This window comes from Undibacterium sp. GW821-FHT11H02 (assembly GCF_058808015.1).
Genome location: NZ_JBXARG010000003.1, coordinates 20,438 through 35,661 on the forward strand (window position 1 = coordinate 20,438; position 15,224 = coordinate 35,661).

General features: G+C 46.4%; 15 protein-coding genes and 1 pseudogene. 5 read left to right on the forward strand and 11 right to left on the reverse strand.

Annotated elements, in window-relative coordinates; translation table 11 throughout:
* Nucleotides 1-9: 9 nt before the first annotated feature.
* Genes AC1RR2_RS04065 through hemC form a run of 4 tightly spaced genes read right to left on the reverse strand, consistent with a single transcriptional unit; the run spans nucleotide 10 to nucleotide 4,087 of the window.
* Nucleotides 10-1,206, reverse strand: coding sequence for a heme biosynthesis protein HemY (locus AC1RR2_RS04065; RefSeq protein WP_493221024.1), 1,197 nt, complete (start codon nucleotides 1,204-1,206; stop codon nucleotides 10-12).
* 2 nt (nucleotides 1,207-1,208) lie between these two features.
* Complete coding sequence (locus tag AC1RR2_RS04070) at nucleotides 1,209-2,408, reverse strand: uroporphyrinogen-III C-methyltransferase (RefSeq protein WP_493221025.1); 1,200 nt, start codon at nucleotides 2,406-2,408, stop codon at nucleotides 1,209-1,211.
* The gene (locus tag AC1RR2_RS04075) at nucleotides 2,405-3,193 is read right to left on the reverse strand and encodes a uroporphyrinogen-III synthase (protein WP_493221026.1); all 789 of its coding nucleotides are present in this window, start codon (nucleotides 3,191-3,193) and stop codon (nucleotides 2,405-2,407) included. The genes AC1RR2_RS04070 and AC1RR2_RS04075 overlap by 4 nt, the downstream gene beginning before the upstream one ends.
* 3 nt (nucleotides 3,194-3,196) lie before the next feature.
* On the reverse strand, nucleotides 3,197-4,087 hold the full coding sequence (gene hemC, locus AC1RR2_RS04080; RefSeq protein WP_493221237.1) for a hydroxymethylbilane synthase: 891 nt from the start codon (nucleotides 4,085-4,087) through the stop codon (nucleotides 3,197-3,199).
* 371 nt (nucleotides 4,088-4,458) lie between these two features.
* On the opposite strand from hemC, the gene trpS reads away from it, so the two are divergent.
* Nucleotides 4,459-5,529: a tryptophan--tRNA ligase gene (trpS, locus tag AC1RR2_RS04085; RefSeq protein ID WP_493221027.1), complete on the forward strand. Its 1,071-nt coding sequence runs from the start codon at nucleotides 4,459-4,461 to the stop codon at nucleotides 5,527-5,529.
* A gap of 155 nt (nucleotides 5,530-5,684) precedes the next feature.
* Nucleotides 5,685-6,896 (forward strand): winged helix-turn-helix domain-containing protein, encoded by a 1,212-nt coding sequence (locus AC1RR2_RS04090; protein WP_493221028.1) that lies wholly within the window; start codon nucleotides 5,685-5,687, stop codon nucleotides 6,894-6,896.
* Nucleotides 6,897-6,947: 51 nt separating this feature from the next.
* On the opposite strand, the gene ispH is transcribed toward AC1RR2_RS04090, so the two are convergent.
* Nucleotides 6,948-7,898: a 4-hydroxy-3-methylbut-2-enyl diphosphate reductase gene (gene ispH / locus AC1RR2_RS04095; protein WP_493221029.1), complete on the reverse strand. Its 951-nt coding sequence runs from the start codon at nucleotides 7,896-7,898 to the stop codon at nucleotides 6,948-6,950.
* 20 nt (nucleotides 7,899-7,918) lie between these two features.
* Nucleotides 7,919-8,374: an FKBP-type peptidyl-prolyl cis-trans isomerase gene (locus AC1RR2_RS04100; RefSeq protein ID WP_493221030.1), complete on the reverse strand. Its 456-nt coding sequence runs from the start codon at nucleotides 8,372-8,374 to the stop codon at nucleotides 7,919-7,921.
* A 134-nt stretch (nucleotides 8,375-8,508) separates the two neighbouring features.
* Here AC1RR2_RS04100 and radC point away from each other — a divergent pair, with 134 nt between their 5' ends.
* From radC to rpmG, 3 genes are all read left to right on the forward strand, one after another.
* Nucleotides 8,509-9,183 (forward strand): RadC family protein, encoded by a 675-nt coding sequence (radC, locus tag AC1RR2_RS04105; protein ID WP_493221031.1) that lies wholly within the window; start codon nucleotides 8,509-8,511, stop codon nucleotides 9,181-9,183.
* Nucleotides 9,184-9,335: 152 nt separating this feature from the next.
* Nucleotides 9,336-9,572 carry a 50S ribosomal protein L28 gene (rpmB, locus tag AC1RR2_RS04110; protein WP_186890252.1) on the forward strand — a complete coding sequence of 79 codons (237 nt, stop codon included), beginning with the start codon at nucleotides 9,336-9,338 and terminating at the stop codon, nucleotides 9,570-9,572.
* Nucleotides 9,573-9,598: 26 nt separating this feature from the next.
* Nucleotides 9,599-9,766, forward strand: coding sequence for a 50S ribosomal protein L33 (gene rpmG, locus AC1RR2_RS04115; RefSeq protein ID WP_110257750.1), 168 nt, complete (start codon nucleotides 9,599-9,601; stop codon nucleotides 9,764-9,766).
* Nucleotides 9,767-10,078: 312 nt separating this feature from the next.
* Here rpmG and AC1RR2_RS04120 read toward each other — a convergent pair whose 3' ends face one another.
* From AC1RR2_RS04120 to AC1RR2_RS04140, 5 genes and pseudogenes are all read right to left on the reverse strand, one after another.
* The gene (locus AC1RR2_RS04120; RefSeq protein ID WP_493221032.1) at nucleotides 10,079-11,281 is read right to left on the reverse strand and encodes a DesA family fatty acid desaturase; all 1,203 of its coding nucleotides are present in this window, start codon (nucleotides 11,279-11,281) and stop codon (nucleotides 10,079-10,081) included.
* A 99-nt stretch (nucleotides 11,282-11,380) separates the two neighbouring features.
* Nucleotides 11,381-12,694 carry a mechanosensitive ion channel family protein gene (locus tag AC1RR2_RS04125; RefSeq protein ID WP_493221033.1) on the reverse strand — a complete coding sequence of 438 codons (1,314 nt, stop codon included), beginning with the start codon at nucleotides 12,692-12,694 and terminating at the stop codon, nucleotides 11,381-11,383.
* 69 nt (nucleotides 12,695-12,763) lie between these two features.
* Nucleotides 12,764-14,074 (reverse strand): RsmB/NOP family class I SAM-dependent RNA methyltransferase, encoded by a 1,311-nt coding sequence (locus AC1RR2_RS04130; RefSeq protein WP_493221034.1) that lies wholly within the window; start codon nucleotides 14,072-14,074, stop codon nucleotides 12,764-12,766.
* A 21-nt stretch (nucleotides 14,075-14,095) separates the two neighbouring features.
* Nucleotides 14,096-14,725: a phosphoribosylglycinamide formyltransferase gene (gene purN, locus AC1RR2_RS04135; protein ID WP_493221035.1), complete on the reverse strand. Its 630-nt coding sequence runs from the start codon at nucleotides 14,723-14,725 to the stop codon at nucleotides 14,096-14,098.
* Between the two features lie 88 nt (nucleotides 14,726-14,813).
* Nucleotides 14,814-15,224, reverse strand: a pseudogene (locus AC1RR2_RS04140) (barstar family protein); the annotation flags it as partial.

The window sequence follows — 15,224 nt, forward strand, 5'->3', positions numbered from 1 at the left end:
AAATGCCAATTACAAAGTCGTCGCTATCGCACACTGCCGGTAGTACTTGTTTGCTTCTGCGGTTTGACCTATGGCTTCGTGCAGACGTGCCAAGCTTAAATTTGCTTCTCGTATCGTGCGCGGCTCTTGAGCGTGATCTAAAGCATCCTCCATATGTACCTGTGCTTTACCCCAAAGCTTTTGATTGAAACACAAAACACCCAATGTTAATTCCAGTTCGGGGTTCTTCGCTTGCGTATTCAGCCAAGCTTCACAATTTTCGATTTGAGATCGTAAAGCGACTGTTCCTTCGGCGGCGGCAGCTTCACGGTAAATCCGTAACAAGCGATTATCCCAATCCTCATTCAAGGATTTTTCTACGATACTTCGGGCTTCATCCAATACCTGGCATTTGGTAAATGCAGCAGCAGCACTCACTGCGATATAACGATTTTTACGTTCCGTTGAAGGCACCTCACTCCAAACCCGACGTAGCGACTCAGCGTCATGCCCATGTTCCTTTAACAACGCATCATAAGACATTTCACGCAAGCGTCCTGCCAGTGCAGGATGAATGGCATGATTTTTCTCCAGCGTACGCACCAACTTAACAACCTCACTCCAATTTTTTGCCTGTTGATTCGCCTTCAAAGCCCAACGCAATACCTGGATATGGCGCTTACCACGTGCATTTAGCTCGCGCACTGCATCCAAGGCTTGCTCAGCCTTGTGCTGATCTACATACAGCTCAGTCATAGTAACCAAGCGCGCTGTTTTGTAGGCATTGTCTTCTTCTATCCTGGCAAACCAGGCGCTACGGCGCTCAAACTGACTCATATGATGCGCTGCCCGAGCACCGATCAAAGCCGCTAAGGCCTTGTTTTCTGGAAGATCCAGCGCTTTTGATGCGGATTTTTCGGCATGGCCAAAACGCCCTTCAAACAAGGCTTTTAAAGCCTCGCGTAAAGCACGGTTACTTTCTCGCTCACGCTTACTTTGCCTATATTCCGCGACTTTCTTGGGCATTTCCACCGTAACTGCAATTGTCCTGACGATGAAATACACAGCAATAAACAGCAGCGCTAACAACACCAGAAAGAAGTTTAGCGAAACATCCATGCGCATTGGTGGATAAAACAAGACCACATTTCCGGTATTGAAACGACCACCAATGGCCAAGCCTGCGGCTAAGGCAAATAAAATAAGAATTCGGATAAAAATACGCATGCTTAAGGTTTCATCTTGAAGTTGCGGACAGAATTAAGACTTTCAGTCAAAGCGGGCATTTCTATCGACAAGTTATTACTCTGAATTTGTTTCAATAAGGACTGCGCGGTTTGAGCCTGCTTTGAGCGCACATCAAAATACTTCGTAATTAAATCTTGTGCTGAAATCATGTCGCTGCGGAATGCCCCTTCGTTACGTGACAACAATGCCAGACGTGCATTCAACAAACGTAATTTCAAATTCTCTTTAGCGAAGTAGGCCTGTGTCGGCGACAACAAAAGCGCGTCTGGAGATTCGACATTGCGAATACGCACCAACTGCTTCATTTCTGTCCACATTTCGCTATAAAAACTCTGCCAGCGGTCTTGTAGTTTCGCAGTAAAACTACTTTCACCCGCGTTATCTGCTTTTTCGTTATTCGCTTTTGCACCACGCGGCAAGACACGCAGCGGCGCTTTCGGCGGTGTCGCTACCACTGGCGCTTTTTCATCTGACCATAAAGGGATATTATCAACTTGGGCAATCACGCTATCGAGGCGTAACACCAAACCGGTCAAATCGATTTGTGGCAATGCTTTGAGCTTTTCTATGTCTTTGGCAATGGCACGACGCACCACGATAAATTGTGTCTTTTCAGCTTTCGCCAGGCGCGCGTCCGAATTTTGCAGCGCAATTAGAGCGCCTTGCACATTGCCGGCTAACTGCAATTGCTGACTTGCGGTCGCCAATACTTGTTCGATTTCTGCTAAGGCCCACTCATCACGATTTTTAGACAAATCTTGATAAAGCTGTTCAAGAGCAACTTGCTGCCCCTGAGCTTCGGTTTGCTTTGCTTCTAAGATGCTGACTTTAGCCTGGGTTTCTTTAGATGATTCTTGAACGCCTTTGGCAATACCTTTTATTTCGCTGTTCGTAATATCGGCATTTTGCAAACGACGCGCCACTTCTTCCCGCAGAGCCGTCATTTGATTTTGGGAGGAATACCAATGCACGGCAAGCAAGATCGCCAAGGCACCCGAGACCAGGTAAGGCGGACTCATCCAAAGCGGTGCAGATTTGCCATTCTCATCCAATGCAACTGAGTTGGGTACTGCCACTGTCGGCGTCGCGGGCACGGCTGTCGAGTTAGTCTCAGCCGTATTAGTTGAATTAGTCGTGTTATTGGTCGACATATCTTCAGTAGAGGGAGTTTGTTCAGTCATAAGTGTGATTGTAACGCGAGTAAGAGCTTTTCGTCGCCTGAAGCGCTTAGGCTAACATGTTTAAATCCTAGTTCTGTTGCTACCTCAGCGATACGGAAATGAGGAACAAACAGATGTTGCTGTTGCATTTTGGCGACTGCGTTTTCCAGATTCAATTGAGAACACCACTCCAACAGGGTTTTCAGCGCAGCGGAGCTGGTAATCACCCAATCATAGTGTCCTTGCAAAAAATCGATCAATTGAGCTCGTTTTTCTTCATCAAAAATAGGCTTTACTCGTTTATAGGCGGTCAGAGATTGCACTTCAACGTCGACCGCACTTAAAGCTTCGGCCAAAAAATCACGACCAGAATCGGCTCGCACGATCAGCGCCTTATGTCCCCGCAAAGCGGGTAAATCCAGCTCCACCAGCAAAGTCTCAGAATCGGTGCGTTCATGATTGGTCGGGCAAAAAATTTTGACTTTATGCTCATCAATACCATACTTGAACAAAGCTTGACGGCTGGCAACGCCCACGACGCCTATCGCAACAGCTTTCGGCCAAGTCAAGGCAAGTGCGGATTCGCGTTTAAATAGAGCGTCAATCGCATTTGGACTCACAAATACCACCAAAGCAAACGCAGTCAAATTCTGTACTGCCAAATCCAGTTCCGGATTATCGCTTACCGCCTCGATCTCAAACAAAGGATAAACCACAACCTGCCGTCCCAATTGCGCTAACTTTTGCACTAGATTCTGCGCCTGATGTGGCGGGCGCGTGATGATGACCGTTGGCACCTGACTCACGATTTATGGCTGTTCGGTTTCGCGGCACACTGCCAAGATCGCATCTGCGTTTTGTGCGCGCAAGACAGTGACGACCTCCATACCTAGCGCTTGATAATTTTCCGCTTTACCATGAACTTCAGCCTTAGCGAATTGTGTCCCATCAGGGGTAGCCACCATAGAGCGCAAATGCATAGTGCCATTGTCGATTTCGGCAAATGCCGCTAAAGGAATCTGACAACTCCCCCCAAAAGCCTTAGAAACCGTGCGCTCTGCCAATACGGCTTGCGAGCTTGCTAAATGATTTAAAGCCGCCAACGCGGTCAGCAAGTCTTCACGAGAGGACAGGATCTCTATCGCCATCGCGCCTTGTCCAGCTGCCGGTAAACTTTCTAAGGGTTCCAAAAAAGCCTTAATACGCTCAGGCAAACCGAGTCGCTTCAAACCGGCGGCGGCCAAAATAATCGCGGCGTATTCACCTTCATCGAGTTTGCGCAAACGAGTGTCCAAATTACCGCGCAAAGGCTTAATCACTAAATGAGGAAAGCGCGCAGAAATCAAAGCCTGGCGGCGTAAACTACTGGTACCGACGACTGCGCCAGTGGGCAACTCCGCTAAAGTAGCGTACTGATTCGACACAAAGGCATCCCGCGGGTCTTCGCGCTCAAGAATAGCGGCCAATAAAAAACCTTCTGGCAATTCCATGGGGACGTCTTTTAAAGAATGTACCGCCAAATCAGCGCGCCCTTCTTCCATCGCCACCTCTAATTCTTTGACGAATAATCCCTTGCCCCCTACTTTCGACAAAGCTCTGTCCAAAATCTGATCGCCACGGGTGGTCATGCCTAGTATTTGCACATCACATGTGGGATACAAAGTCTGCAAGCGGGCACGGACATGCTCTGCCTGCCACATGGCAAGACGGCTTTCGCGGGAGGCAATGATAAGTTTGGAGGGCGCTGAATTCACTTCGCAGACTTTCTAATTTTTTATTCAAAAAGGCAAGAAAACACTCTCACCCAAATTGTAAGGAGCGCGCGATTTTACCATGTGCAGATAGACAAATCTTGACAAAAAACAGTGAAAAACGGCATTATGCCTACATGAAACCGACATTCACACACCGCAATGGCTATTGGCGTAGCACCTTAACTTAAGGGCGGCGCCCAGTTTCGACGAAGACAAATACAAAATTGCCAATGCCGCCCTTCTTGAGAAGCGCGGCTTTTTTATTTTCCAATTTCTTATTTATACAGATTCTTATCTCCACCATTTTTGGACACCTCATGAGCGAGCAAGTAGCAAAACCAGCAGAAGTCACTTCCGAATCTTCCGCATCATCCCAACCTTCTGCCAATAAACAGCATTTGATCTTAACTGGGGATCGTCCCACTGGGCCCTTGCACTTAGGCCACTTCGTTGGCAGCTTGCGCAATCGCGTCACTTACCAAGATCAATATAAGCAATACATCATGATCGCCGATGCGCAAGCCTTGACCGACAATATGGATGATCCTGCGAAAGTTCATAATAATGTGATCGAAGTGGCCTTAGATTATTTGGCAGTTGGTATCGATCCAAGTAAATCGACCATCTTTATTCAATCTCAAATCCCTGAATTGACTGAACTTACGTTCTACTACATGAACTTGGTCACGATTTCTCGTCTGGAGCGCAATCCAACGATTAAACAAGAAATCATCTTGCGTAATTTTGAACGCGACATTCCTGCGGGCTTTTTCACCTACCCGGTCAGCCAGGCAGCTGATATTACTGCCTTCAAAGCGACGCTGGTGCCAGTTGGCGATGACCAGATTCCTATGATCGAACAAACCAACGAAATTGTGCGCCGCTTCAATCGTTTAGCAAAAAAAGATATCTTGGTTGAATGCGAAGCGCTAGTCCCAGAAATTGGCCGCTTGCCGGGCATCGACGGCAAAGCGAAGATGAGTAAATCGCTAGGCAACGCCATTAATCTCGGTGCAACCGAAGCTGAAATCAAGCAGGCAGTCCGTAATGTCTACACCGATCCACTACATTTAAAAGTCGAAGATCCGGGACATTTAGAAGGCAACGTCGCCTTCACTTATCTCGATGCTTTCGATACCGGTAAAGAAGCACTGCAAGCGATGAAAGATCACTATGTACGTGGCGGTCTCGGTGACAGCAAAGTCAAAACCCGCCTTGAAGCTGTCTTACAAGACATGCTGCGTCCCATTCGTGAGCGTCGTCAGGAATACGAAAAAGATCGTGGTCATGTTTTGCAATTGCTCAAAGAAGGCACTTATCGTGCCCGTGAAGTTGCAGCCCGAACCAATGACGAAGTTAAAGCGGCGATTGGTTTGAAGCATTTTTAATCACGCGTAAAAAGCAAACGATTTTCGCCACGCGGGCGCAGAATACGACTTTATGAAATTGTGTCAAACACACGTCAAAACTCATAAAAACCTCTGCGTTCTCTGCGCCTCTGCGGTTAAGCTTTTTCGTTTTACTTTCCTCTCTTCAAAAAACCATGCCACTCAGCCTGACCGCCGCCAGAAACATCCATCTAGCCGCTCAAGGCTTATTGAGCCCACCCAAGCGTCGTGCCAATAAGGATCATGTACTCGACATGATACGGCGCATGGGTGTATTGCAAATCGATACTATCAGCGTCGTCGCGCGTAGCCCTTATTTGGTCTTATGGAGCAGGCTTGGCGACTATCAAGCTGAATGGTTAGAGCAACATTTGGAAGAAGGTCGCTTATTTGAATACTGGTCGCACGAAGCTTGTTTTCTCCCTATAGAAAGCTTTGGCCGCTACCGCCATCAAATGCTCAATCCCGATGCTATGGGTTGGAAATTTAATCAAACTTGGCTAAAAGAGAACGCCAGTCAAGTTGAACAAATCCTGAACCACATCAAAGAATTGGGCGCCTGCCGCTCGGCCGATTTTGAGCGCACCGATGGTAAAGCGGGCGGTTGGTGGGAATGGAAACCCGAGAAACGTTCGCTAGAAGTTCTATTCACCACCGGCAAAGTGATGGTGGCCCGTCGCCAAAAGTTTCACCGGGTCTATGATCTGACTGAACGCGTACATCCTAACTGGAATGATCAACGCGATTTACGTACCCCACTTGACGATCATCGAGATCAAGTCTTAGATACTGTAAGGGCTTTGGGCATTTGCAAAGCAAGCTGGATCGCTGATTATTTCAGAATGAAAAAATTAGTACCAGCGATTCAGGCAGAGACTTTATATCAACAGGGTTTATTGCAAAAAATTGAAGTCGATAGCTGGCAAGAAGCCGCTTATTTCCACCCAGATCAACAAGCACTGATTGATCAAGCAATTGCGGGTAAATTACGGGCGACACATACCTGTTTGTTGTCACCGTTTGACCCGGTCGTGTGGGATAGAAAACGCGCCTTAGAATTCTTCGACTTTGATTATCGTATTGAGTGCTACACACCAGAAGCGAAGCGTAAATTTGGCTACTTCACTTTACCTATTTTGCGACGCGGTAAAATCATAGGCCGTATCGACGCGAAAGCGCACAGGAAAGACGGTGTGATGGAGATCAAGGCTCTGCATCTCGAAGACGAGGTCAAATTCAGCGACGCATTAAGCAAAGATCTAACAAAAACGCTGCAGGCATTTGCGGATTGGCATCGGACGCCGCAAGTCAAGATCACACGCTGCGATAACAAACAATTAAAGGCGGCACTGAAAGAAGTTTTTTAACTTCTTTCAGTGGCTATTTGGGTCGTAAATTTAGTGACAAATTTAGCGGGCTCATTGCTTGACTGAATTAACCAAGCCTTTCGGCAAAGGGAAAGTGACATTCTCTTCCTCGCCATCCAAGGTGCGTACACTCTTGACGCCAAACAACTTCAATTGATCGATCACTTGATTGACTAAAATCTCAGGTGCCGATGCGCCAGCGGTGACACCGACACGGACACAGTTGTCCAACCATGCAGGATCAATATCAGCAGCCTTATCCACCATGTAGGATGCAGTGCCCATCTTCTGTGCGACTTCACGCAGACGATTTGAATTTGAACTATTTTTACTGCCGACCACGATGACCAGATCGACTTGCGGCGCCATGAACTTCACAGCAGCCTGACGATTTGTCGTGGCATAGCAAATATCACCTTTTTTGGGCTCTGCGATTAATGGAAATTTTTCCTTGAGCGCCGCAATAATGTCGGCAGTATCATCGACAGATAAAGTCGTTTGCGACACATAGGCTAACAAAGCAGGATCTGAAACTTGCAAGTTGGCGACATCGTCTACCGTCTCCACCAGGTACATGCCACCTTCGCTCTGCCCCATCGTGCCTTCAACTTCGGGATGACCTTGATGGCCTATCATAATAATTTCACGACCTTCTTTGCGCATTTTTGACACTTCAATATGCACTTTTGTAACTAAAGGGCAAGTTGCATCAAAAATCTTCAAGCCACGCTTTTCCGCATCTTCACGTATCAATTGCGAGACACCATGGGCTGAAAAAATCAAAGTACTGCCAGTCGGCACATCATCAAGTTCCTCAATGAAAATTGCGCCTTTTTCGCGCAGATCATTGACAACGTAAGCATTATGAACGATCTCATGCCGCACATAAATGGGCGCCCCAAACTGTGCTAAAGCCAGCTCTACGATATCGATAGCGCGATCAACGCCAGCACAAAATCCGCGCGGTTGCGCTAATAAAATTTCTTGGTTTAATTCGCTCATCATCTCACTCACAATGGCACTCACAGTATGCCGATAATCTTGGTTTCAAACAAAACGCGTTGGCCTGCCAAGGGATGATTAAAATCAAACAAGGCAGAATCCTCGTCCAATTCTTGAATCACACCGGCAAATTTGCCGCCAGACGGCGCAGAAAAATCGATCAGATCGCCCACTTTAAACTCTTCTCCATAAGCCGAATTTTCACGCAAAGTCTTCAATGAAACGCGTTGCACAAGATCAGGATTGCGCAGGCCAAAAGCCTGTTCAGGTGCCAGCTCTTGTGTCGTATGGGAGCCCTCTTCCAAACCCAACAAGGCATGCTCCAAGCCAGGAGATAACTGACCTTGACCCAACAACAAGGTCGCTGGACTTTCATGGAAAGTGGAAATGATGTCCTCACCATCCAGAGTTGCAAGGCGATAGTGCAAGGTTAAATACGCACCATTGTTAACGACAAGTAAAGACTTTTCAGACATAATTCACTTTCAGCTTAATTTGTGACTTTGTTTCAACTTTGATCTAGTTGGCTTGGTGTAGCGCTCAGCCTCTATTGTAAGTCAGTCGAACTGGAAAATCTCTGCACACCCCTTTTGAAAAGCGAAGAAATACGATGGGAATCAATCATTGGCCTGAAGATCAACGCCCGCGCGAACGTTTAATTAGACATGGGGCGCCTGCTTTATCTGATGCAGAGTTACTTTCTGTCTTTCTCCGGGTCGGCGTAAAAGGTAAAAGCGCGGTCGATTTAGGACGCGATATGTTGTTACAGTTTGGCTCATTACGCGCTCTATTCGCGGCCAACTTAAAAGAATTCGCCCAAGTACACGGACTTGGCAGCGCCAAATATGCGCAACTACAAGCAGTCTTGGAATTAGCAAAACGCTCTATCTCAGAAGAACTAGAAACCAGCTCATCCCTATCTTCACCCCAAGCTGTAAAACAATACTTACAGCTACACATAGGCAATAAGCAGTATGAATCTTTCGTCGTCCTATTTCTCGACGTTAAAAACCGCTTAATCAACGCACAGGAACTATTCCGTGGCAGCCTTAGTCATGCCAGCGTTTACCCGAGAGAAGTGGTCAAATGCGCGCTGGCACAGAACGCCGCCAGCATCATTCTGGCGCACAATCACCCCTCTGGCACATGCGAGCCAAGTCAGGCCGATTTAAGCCTGACACAAACCTTAAAATCGGCGCTTGCACTGGTCGACGTCAGAGTTTTAGACCATTTTATCGTTGCCAACAACACGGTGCACTCTTTTGCCGAACATGGACAAATGTAGTGCATAGCACACCGCCTCATAGGGGAAACTCAAATTGTTAAATTTTGAACTCGATAAAAGACACAATTGTTTTTCACAAGTCGTTGATATTTCGAAGTTTTTTAGTTATACTTTCGTTTTTTCCAATTTCGGAAATCATTAAGGAGCTAAACATGGCGCGTGTATGCCAAGTTACTGGGAAGGGGCCAATGGTTGGCAACAACGTTTCCCATGCGAACAACAAAACTAAACGTCGCTTTTTGCCTAACCTGCAAAATCGTCGCTTTTTCGTAGAATCAGAAAATCGCTGGGTTTCCCTGCGTTTGTCTAACGCAGGTTTGCGTGTAGTTGACAAAATCGGTATCGATGCCGTTTTGGTTGACATGCGTGCTCGCGGCGAAAAAGTTTAAGCAGAAACTATTTTTAGGAAAATATCATGGCTAAATCTGGTCGCGACAAAATCAAATTAGAATCGACTGCTGGTACAGGTCACTTCTACACGACATCAAAAAACAAACGTACGATGCCTGAAAAAATGGAGATCATGAAGTTTGATCCAAAGGCACGTAAGCACGTTATCTACAAAGAAACCAAAATTAAGTAAGCTTTACTTGATTCTGATTTGAGTAGAATGTCAAAAAACCTGCGAAATTTCGCAGGTTTTTTTTCGCCTGGTAATAGAACGTATTGAGCTACTTCTTATACTTAAGATTGTATGGCCTTGATGAATCAAGCCCAACGCCTCTGAACGACCATAAGCTGAAGTGCAAGATGTCAATAAAGCGCGCGATGCAAGCTTCTAAGCTTCTCTATGTGCATGCCTTGAAGTGTCTTAGCCCAGTCCAAAAACTGAAAAAGAACAAAATCGCAGGCATAAAAAAATGGCGCCTCAAGCGCCATTTTTTTACCAATCTAATTATGCGTAACTTCTTAAACGCAAAGAAAATTCTTGCAAAGTCTTAATACCAGAAGCCTCTGCACGTTGACACCAATCTTGCAACTGCGCGACCAATTGTTCGCGAGTGGCGCTAGAACGTTCCCAAATTGCATTCAACTCTAAACGCATATCATGCATAGTCTTGAGAGCCGCACTGTGATTAAATAATTCCACCAATTGTTGCTGCTGCGGCGCTTCTAATTTAGCAGGCTCTCTCTGTAAATTTTTCTTCACCGCTTTCAGAAAGCTCTTTTCCAACATGGCTTGATCACGCAAGCGCTCAAACTCAGTACGCCAGGTCTTCTTCAATGATTTGGCGTATTTCGCCATCACATCATAACGATTCGCGATCACGGCCTGCAAAGTCTCCACATCCACCACCATCTTGGCGGCATCAAACTTAGGCTGCGGTGCCAGTTTCTTTACCTTGGCCAATTTGAAGGTTTCCAAGATACGAATGTAGAGCCAACCGATATCGAACTCATACCATTTAGAAGACAACTTCGCCGAGGTGCCAAATGTGTGATGGTTATTATGCAGCTCTTCGCCACCAATCAAAATACCCCAAGGCACAATATTCGTCGCTGCATCTGCACACTCATAGTTGCGATAGCCCCAGTAGTGGCCGATACCATTGATAATGCCAGCGGCGGTAATTGGAATCCACAACATCTGCACTGCCCACACCGTAACACCGATCGCACCAAACAAAATGATATCAATGATCAGCATCAATGCTACGCCTTGCCAACTAAAACGCGTGTACAAATTACGTTCCATCCAATCATCTGGCGTGCCGTGACCATACTTGCTGATCGTTTCTAAATTCTTGGATTCAGTACGATATAACTCCGCACCTTCCAATAAAACCTTCTTAATACCACGCGTCACCGGACTGTGTGGATCTTCTTCCGTTTCACATTTAGCATGATGTTTACGATGCACGGCAGCCCATTCTTTGGTGACTTGACCTGTCGTCAGCCACAACCAAAAACGGAAAAAATGACTAGGAATTGCATGCAATTCCAAAGCACGATGCGCCTGACAGCGATGCAAGAAAATCGTCACACTGGCGATCGTAATATGCGTCACCACCATGGTAAAAATAAAGACCTGCCAACCAGTAGCGTCAGTCACGCCACTGCTAAAAAAATCCAAGACTAACTCTATGAAGTTACTCAAAATATATACCACTCCAGATAAAGACAAACTAGGTGCTCAATGCGACACAAAACACATCAAGCATAAGTTCGAAAAAAATTTCTCAAAAACATGATTATTCTACGCCGAATTCTGGGATTGCGGTTTTACTGGCACCTGAAAAACCCTAACTTCGCGTTGAGGAAATGGCAACTGCACGCCACGCTCTTGCAATAAAGACCAAATTGCACGATTCACTTCGGAGGTGATATTAGTACGGCCATTCTCAGGATCATCGATCCAAAATCCCACCCGTACCTCGAATCCATCGGCGCCAAAACGAAGCAAATATGCCGATGGTGCGATATTTGGAGAGACTCGCGGCACTTGCGTTACAGTTTCAACTAATGCAGGTAGTAATCCATCCAAGTCAGTGTCATACGCCACCGTAAAGTCGGTTGTGACGACAACAGCACGATCCGTCAACGATAAATTCTGCACTGGATTTGAGACTAGCATCTCATTGGGAATAATCGACTCTACGCCATCTAATCCTTTTAGAACCGTATAACGAGTATTAATTTGTGTGACGCATCCGCTGAATTTATCAACCGTAATCATGTCGCCGATAGACAAACTGCGATCAAATAAAATAATAAATCCCGAGACATAGCTACTGGTAATTCTTTGCAAACCCAAACCCAGACCAACGCCCAGTGCCCCACCGAATACCGATAAGACGGTCAGATCAATCCCTACTAAAGACAAACTAACTAGTATCGCCATCAAAATAAAAATGGCACGCCCCAAACGGGACAGCACCACTTTTAAGGAAGAGTGCATACTAGGAATAAGCATCAGCCTTGCTTCTATCATAGCGCTAAGCCACAAGGCCAAGACTACGGTTAAAGCGACCGAAGCGATGCCTTGCAATATCGCCAACAAAGAGACCTTACTTTTTCCTAGTGGCAGAATGACCTCTTCTAAGGCCTGGAAAATCTCTTCCCACATGCCAGTAAAATGCAGCACCAATCCCAGCCAAACCAGACCGGCAAATACCTTCTCGAAAATCAATAAGGTATTCCCCACCGTACCATCGCGCACGAAAGCGCGTCGGAACACATAGAAACTAAATCGTATTAAGGCAAATGAACCGAGAATAGGAAAGAATAGTTTCAACAAACCTGTGTGTTGAAATTTACCAATGACTAACTTCGAGAGAAACAAGAATATCAACGCCAACAATGGCCACAAGACCCGTGAAAAACTCTCCACACCAATTTTGAGTACGCCGGAAGTTTGATCGACCGTGGCAAAAAAACGTTGAATACTACGCGACACCAACCACGCTAGTGAAAAGCAAGTCAGCAACGCGAGTAATTGAAAAAGCAAACTTGGATTACCCAAGTCTGCCGATATTTCAGCAATAAGACGCGTCAGTGATTGTGTTTCCATAATTTGCGTCGAGGAGACTTGCGCTAAAAACTTAAACAAAACGAGCTACCTGAATTTGAGTCTGAAAAATTATTCTGCATCTGCTTCTGTATCAACCTCAGCAGCAAGCACCGATTTTGCTACCAACTTATTACGTTGGAACACCGCGGCAAAGAAGCCATCCGTATTGTGTACATGGGGATAGAGCTTCAGATAATCACCCATTTCTAATTGGATTTTTTGTTCTTCCAATACTTGAGAAACAGGCAGTAAAGTAAAGTCTGGGTGGGTCGCCAAAAATTGTTCAACGATACCTTCATTTTCTTCATCCAAAATACTGCAAGTCGCATACACCAAGCGACCGCCTCCTTTGACCAAGCGCGCTGCGCTATCGAGTATCGATGCTTGCTTGACATTGAGTTCTGCAACGCCAACCTGAGTTTGACGCCATTTCACATCAGGATTACGACGCAAAGTACCCAAACCGCTGCACGGCGCATCAACTAAGACGCGATCTAACTTACCTGCTAAGCGTTTAATCTTGGCATCTCGTTCATGTGCAATGACCACCGGATGCACATTCGACAAACCACTACGCGCCAATCTCGGCTTTAATTTTGCCAGGCGTTTTTCAGAAATATCAAAGGCATACAAGCGACCCGTGTTACGCATCGCTGCCCCCAAAGCTAAAGTTTTGCCGCCTGCGCCGGCGCAAAAATCTGCCACCATTTCACCACGTTTTGCGCCGACCAATTGCGCCAAGACTTGACTGCCTTCATCTTGCACCTCTATTGTCCCGTCTTTGAACAGTGGCAGATTTTGTATGGACGGTTTTTTGATAATACGCAGACCCAACGCGGAATAGGGAGTCGCTTCGGCCAAAATCGGTGCCTGTGCTAGCGACGCGATGACGTCTTCACGATTCGATTTCAAGGCATTCACACGCAGATCCAAAGAAGCTGGCGTGTTCAAAGCATTCGCCAATTTCATCGCTTCTTCATCGCCAAATTTAGTGGATAGTTTTTGCCACAACCATTCAGGCAAATTCGACTTCAAAGAATGCGGCAAATGACTACGGTCAATTTCCATCACTCGGCGCAACCAAACATCCTCTTCTTCACTCAGACCACCTAAGGCGTCGATACCAACCGCATCCGCCAAGCCCAGCAAAGTGATACGGCGCATCGCAGAGCCAGTACCTGATTCTGAGAAACTGGTGTAGACACTCTTATTCCTTAGCAAACCGTAAATTGCTTCGGCGATCACGCCGCGCTCACGTCCACCTAAACGGGGATTTTCTCTAAAATAACGAGATAAAGTGCCGTCGGCAGGGCCAGTAAAGCGCAATACTTCGCGCAACACGGCTTCGGTGTGGCCTATCATGGCGGGTGGTAATCTCATGTTCTTCCTCTGTAAATACGATTAGATCGCGCAGCTATCTGCTTCGGATCCATTAACAATCACGCGATTGCCTTCAACCACTAGTTTGCCTTCAACGAATAAACGCACGGCGCGTGGATAAATTTGATGTTCTTTGACCAGTAATTTCTGTGCCAAGCTATCTTCGGTGTCACCTTGCTCAATGCGCACGCAAGCCTGATCAATAATGGGTCCATGATCGAGCTCCGCGGTAACGAAATGCACGGTTGCGCCATGAAACTTCACGCCGGCATCCAAAGCTTGTTGATGCGTGTGCAAACCAACAAAGCTAGGCAGCAAGGATGGGTGAATATTCATAATCCGGTTTTCATAATGCTGAACGAATTGCGGCGTCAAGATACGCATAAAACCAGCGAGCACTACCAAATCCGCTTGAAAATTATCAATCGCTTGCTGTAAGGCTGCGTCGAAACTTTCGCGATTTGGGAAAGCCTTGCTTTCCACCACCATGGTGGCAATACCTTGGCTTGCGGCATACGCCAAACCCGCTGCATCAGGCTTATTACTGATTACCGCTGCGATTTGTGCCGGCCATTGTTGGGATTGTGAGGCTTGGACGATGGCTTGCATATTGCTACCGCGTCCAGAAATAAGGATGACGATTTTTTTCATTGCGGCATTGTACCTCTGTACCGGTCTAAGCCCAAGCAAAAAGCCCGAATTGAGTCGAATTCAGGCTTTTTGAATGCATTTAAACCAACTATTCGAAGGAGTAAAAGACCCTGAACGGGATTTTCTTTTTTGCCCAATAATCAGCAGCATCCCGAAACACATCGAGTAAAGTTTCACGCAATTCTTTATCAAAGTGTTCCGTGTTTGGCAGATGCTCAATCACAACTACGAAGCCATTTTGCAACCCGGCTTTGTGCACCGAATCGGTTAAACAATCATAAAGTGCATCAAAATTATGGCCAAAATGACTAGGAAAACCAAATGAGTCGGCGATCAAATTCAATACTTCTTGCTTATTCGAGGCAAGAGCGCAATAAGCGTACAAAAAATGCTGGCCAGTGGCGGTGGCTTCTGCTTGCAGGTCTGGGCTACGAAAAGCTCTGATCGACTGCACTGCATTGGGGCTAACCGTGCTTAACAAACTCATTTCATCCTCAAT

Bases quoted from the DNA above. Each gene is read 5' to 3' on its own strand.
- radC (WP_493221031.1), top strand. From the start codon at position 8,509: ATGGGAATCAATCATTGGCCTGAAGATCAACGCCCGCGCGAACGTTTA.
- AC1RR2_RS04065 (WP_493221024.1), bottom strand. From the start codon at position 1,206: ATGCGTATTTTTATCCGAATTCTTATTTTATTTGCCTTAGCCGCAGGC.
- trpS (WP_493221027.1), top strand. From the start codon at position 4,459: ATGAGCGAGCAAGTAGCAAAACCAGCAGAAGTCACTTCCGAATCTTCC.
- ispH (WP_493221029.1), bottom strand. From the start codon at position 7,898: ATGAGCGAATTAAACCAAGAAATTTTATTAGCGCAACCGCGCGGATTT.
- rpmG (WP_110257750.1), top strand. From the start codon at position 9,599: ATGGCTAAATCTGGTCGCGACAAAATCAAATTAGAATCGACTGCTGGT.
- hemC (WP_493221237.1), bottom strand. From the start codon at position 4,087: ATGTGGCAGGCAGAGCATGTCCGTGCCCGCTTGCAGACTTTGTATCCC.
- AC1RR2_RS04125 (WP_493221033.1), bottom strand. From the start codon at position 12,694: ATGGAAACACAATCACTGACGCGTCTTATTGCTGAAATATCGGCAGAC.
- purN (WP_493221035.1), bottom strand. From the start codon at position 14,725: ATGAAAAAAATCGTCATCCTTATTTCTGGACGCGGTAGCAATATGCAA.
- AC1RR2_RS04090 (WP_493221028.1), top strand. From the start codon at position 5,685: ATGCCACTCAGCCTGACCGCCGCCAGAAACATCCATCTAGCCGCTCAA.
- AC1RR2_RS04100 (WP_493221030.1), bottom strand. From the start codon at position 8,374: ATGTCTGAAAAGTCTTTACTTGTCGTTAACAATGGTGCGTATTTAACC.
- AC1RR2_RS04070 (WP_493221025.1), bottom strand. From the start codon at position 2,408: ATGACTGAACAAACTCCCTCTACTGAAGATATGTCGACCAATAACACG.
- AC1RR2_RS04130 (WP_493221034.1), bottom strand. From the start codon at position 14,074: ATGAGATTACCACCCGCCATGATAGGCCACACCGAAGCCGTGTTGCGC.
- rpmB (WP_186890252.1), top strand. From the start codon at position 9,336: ATGGCGCGTGTATGCCAAGTTACTGGGAAGGGGCCAATGGTTGGCAAC.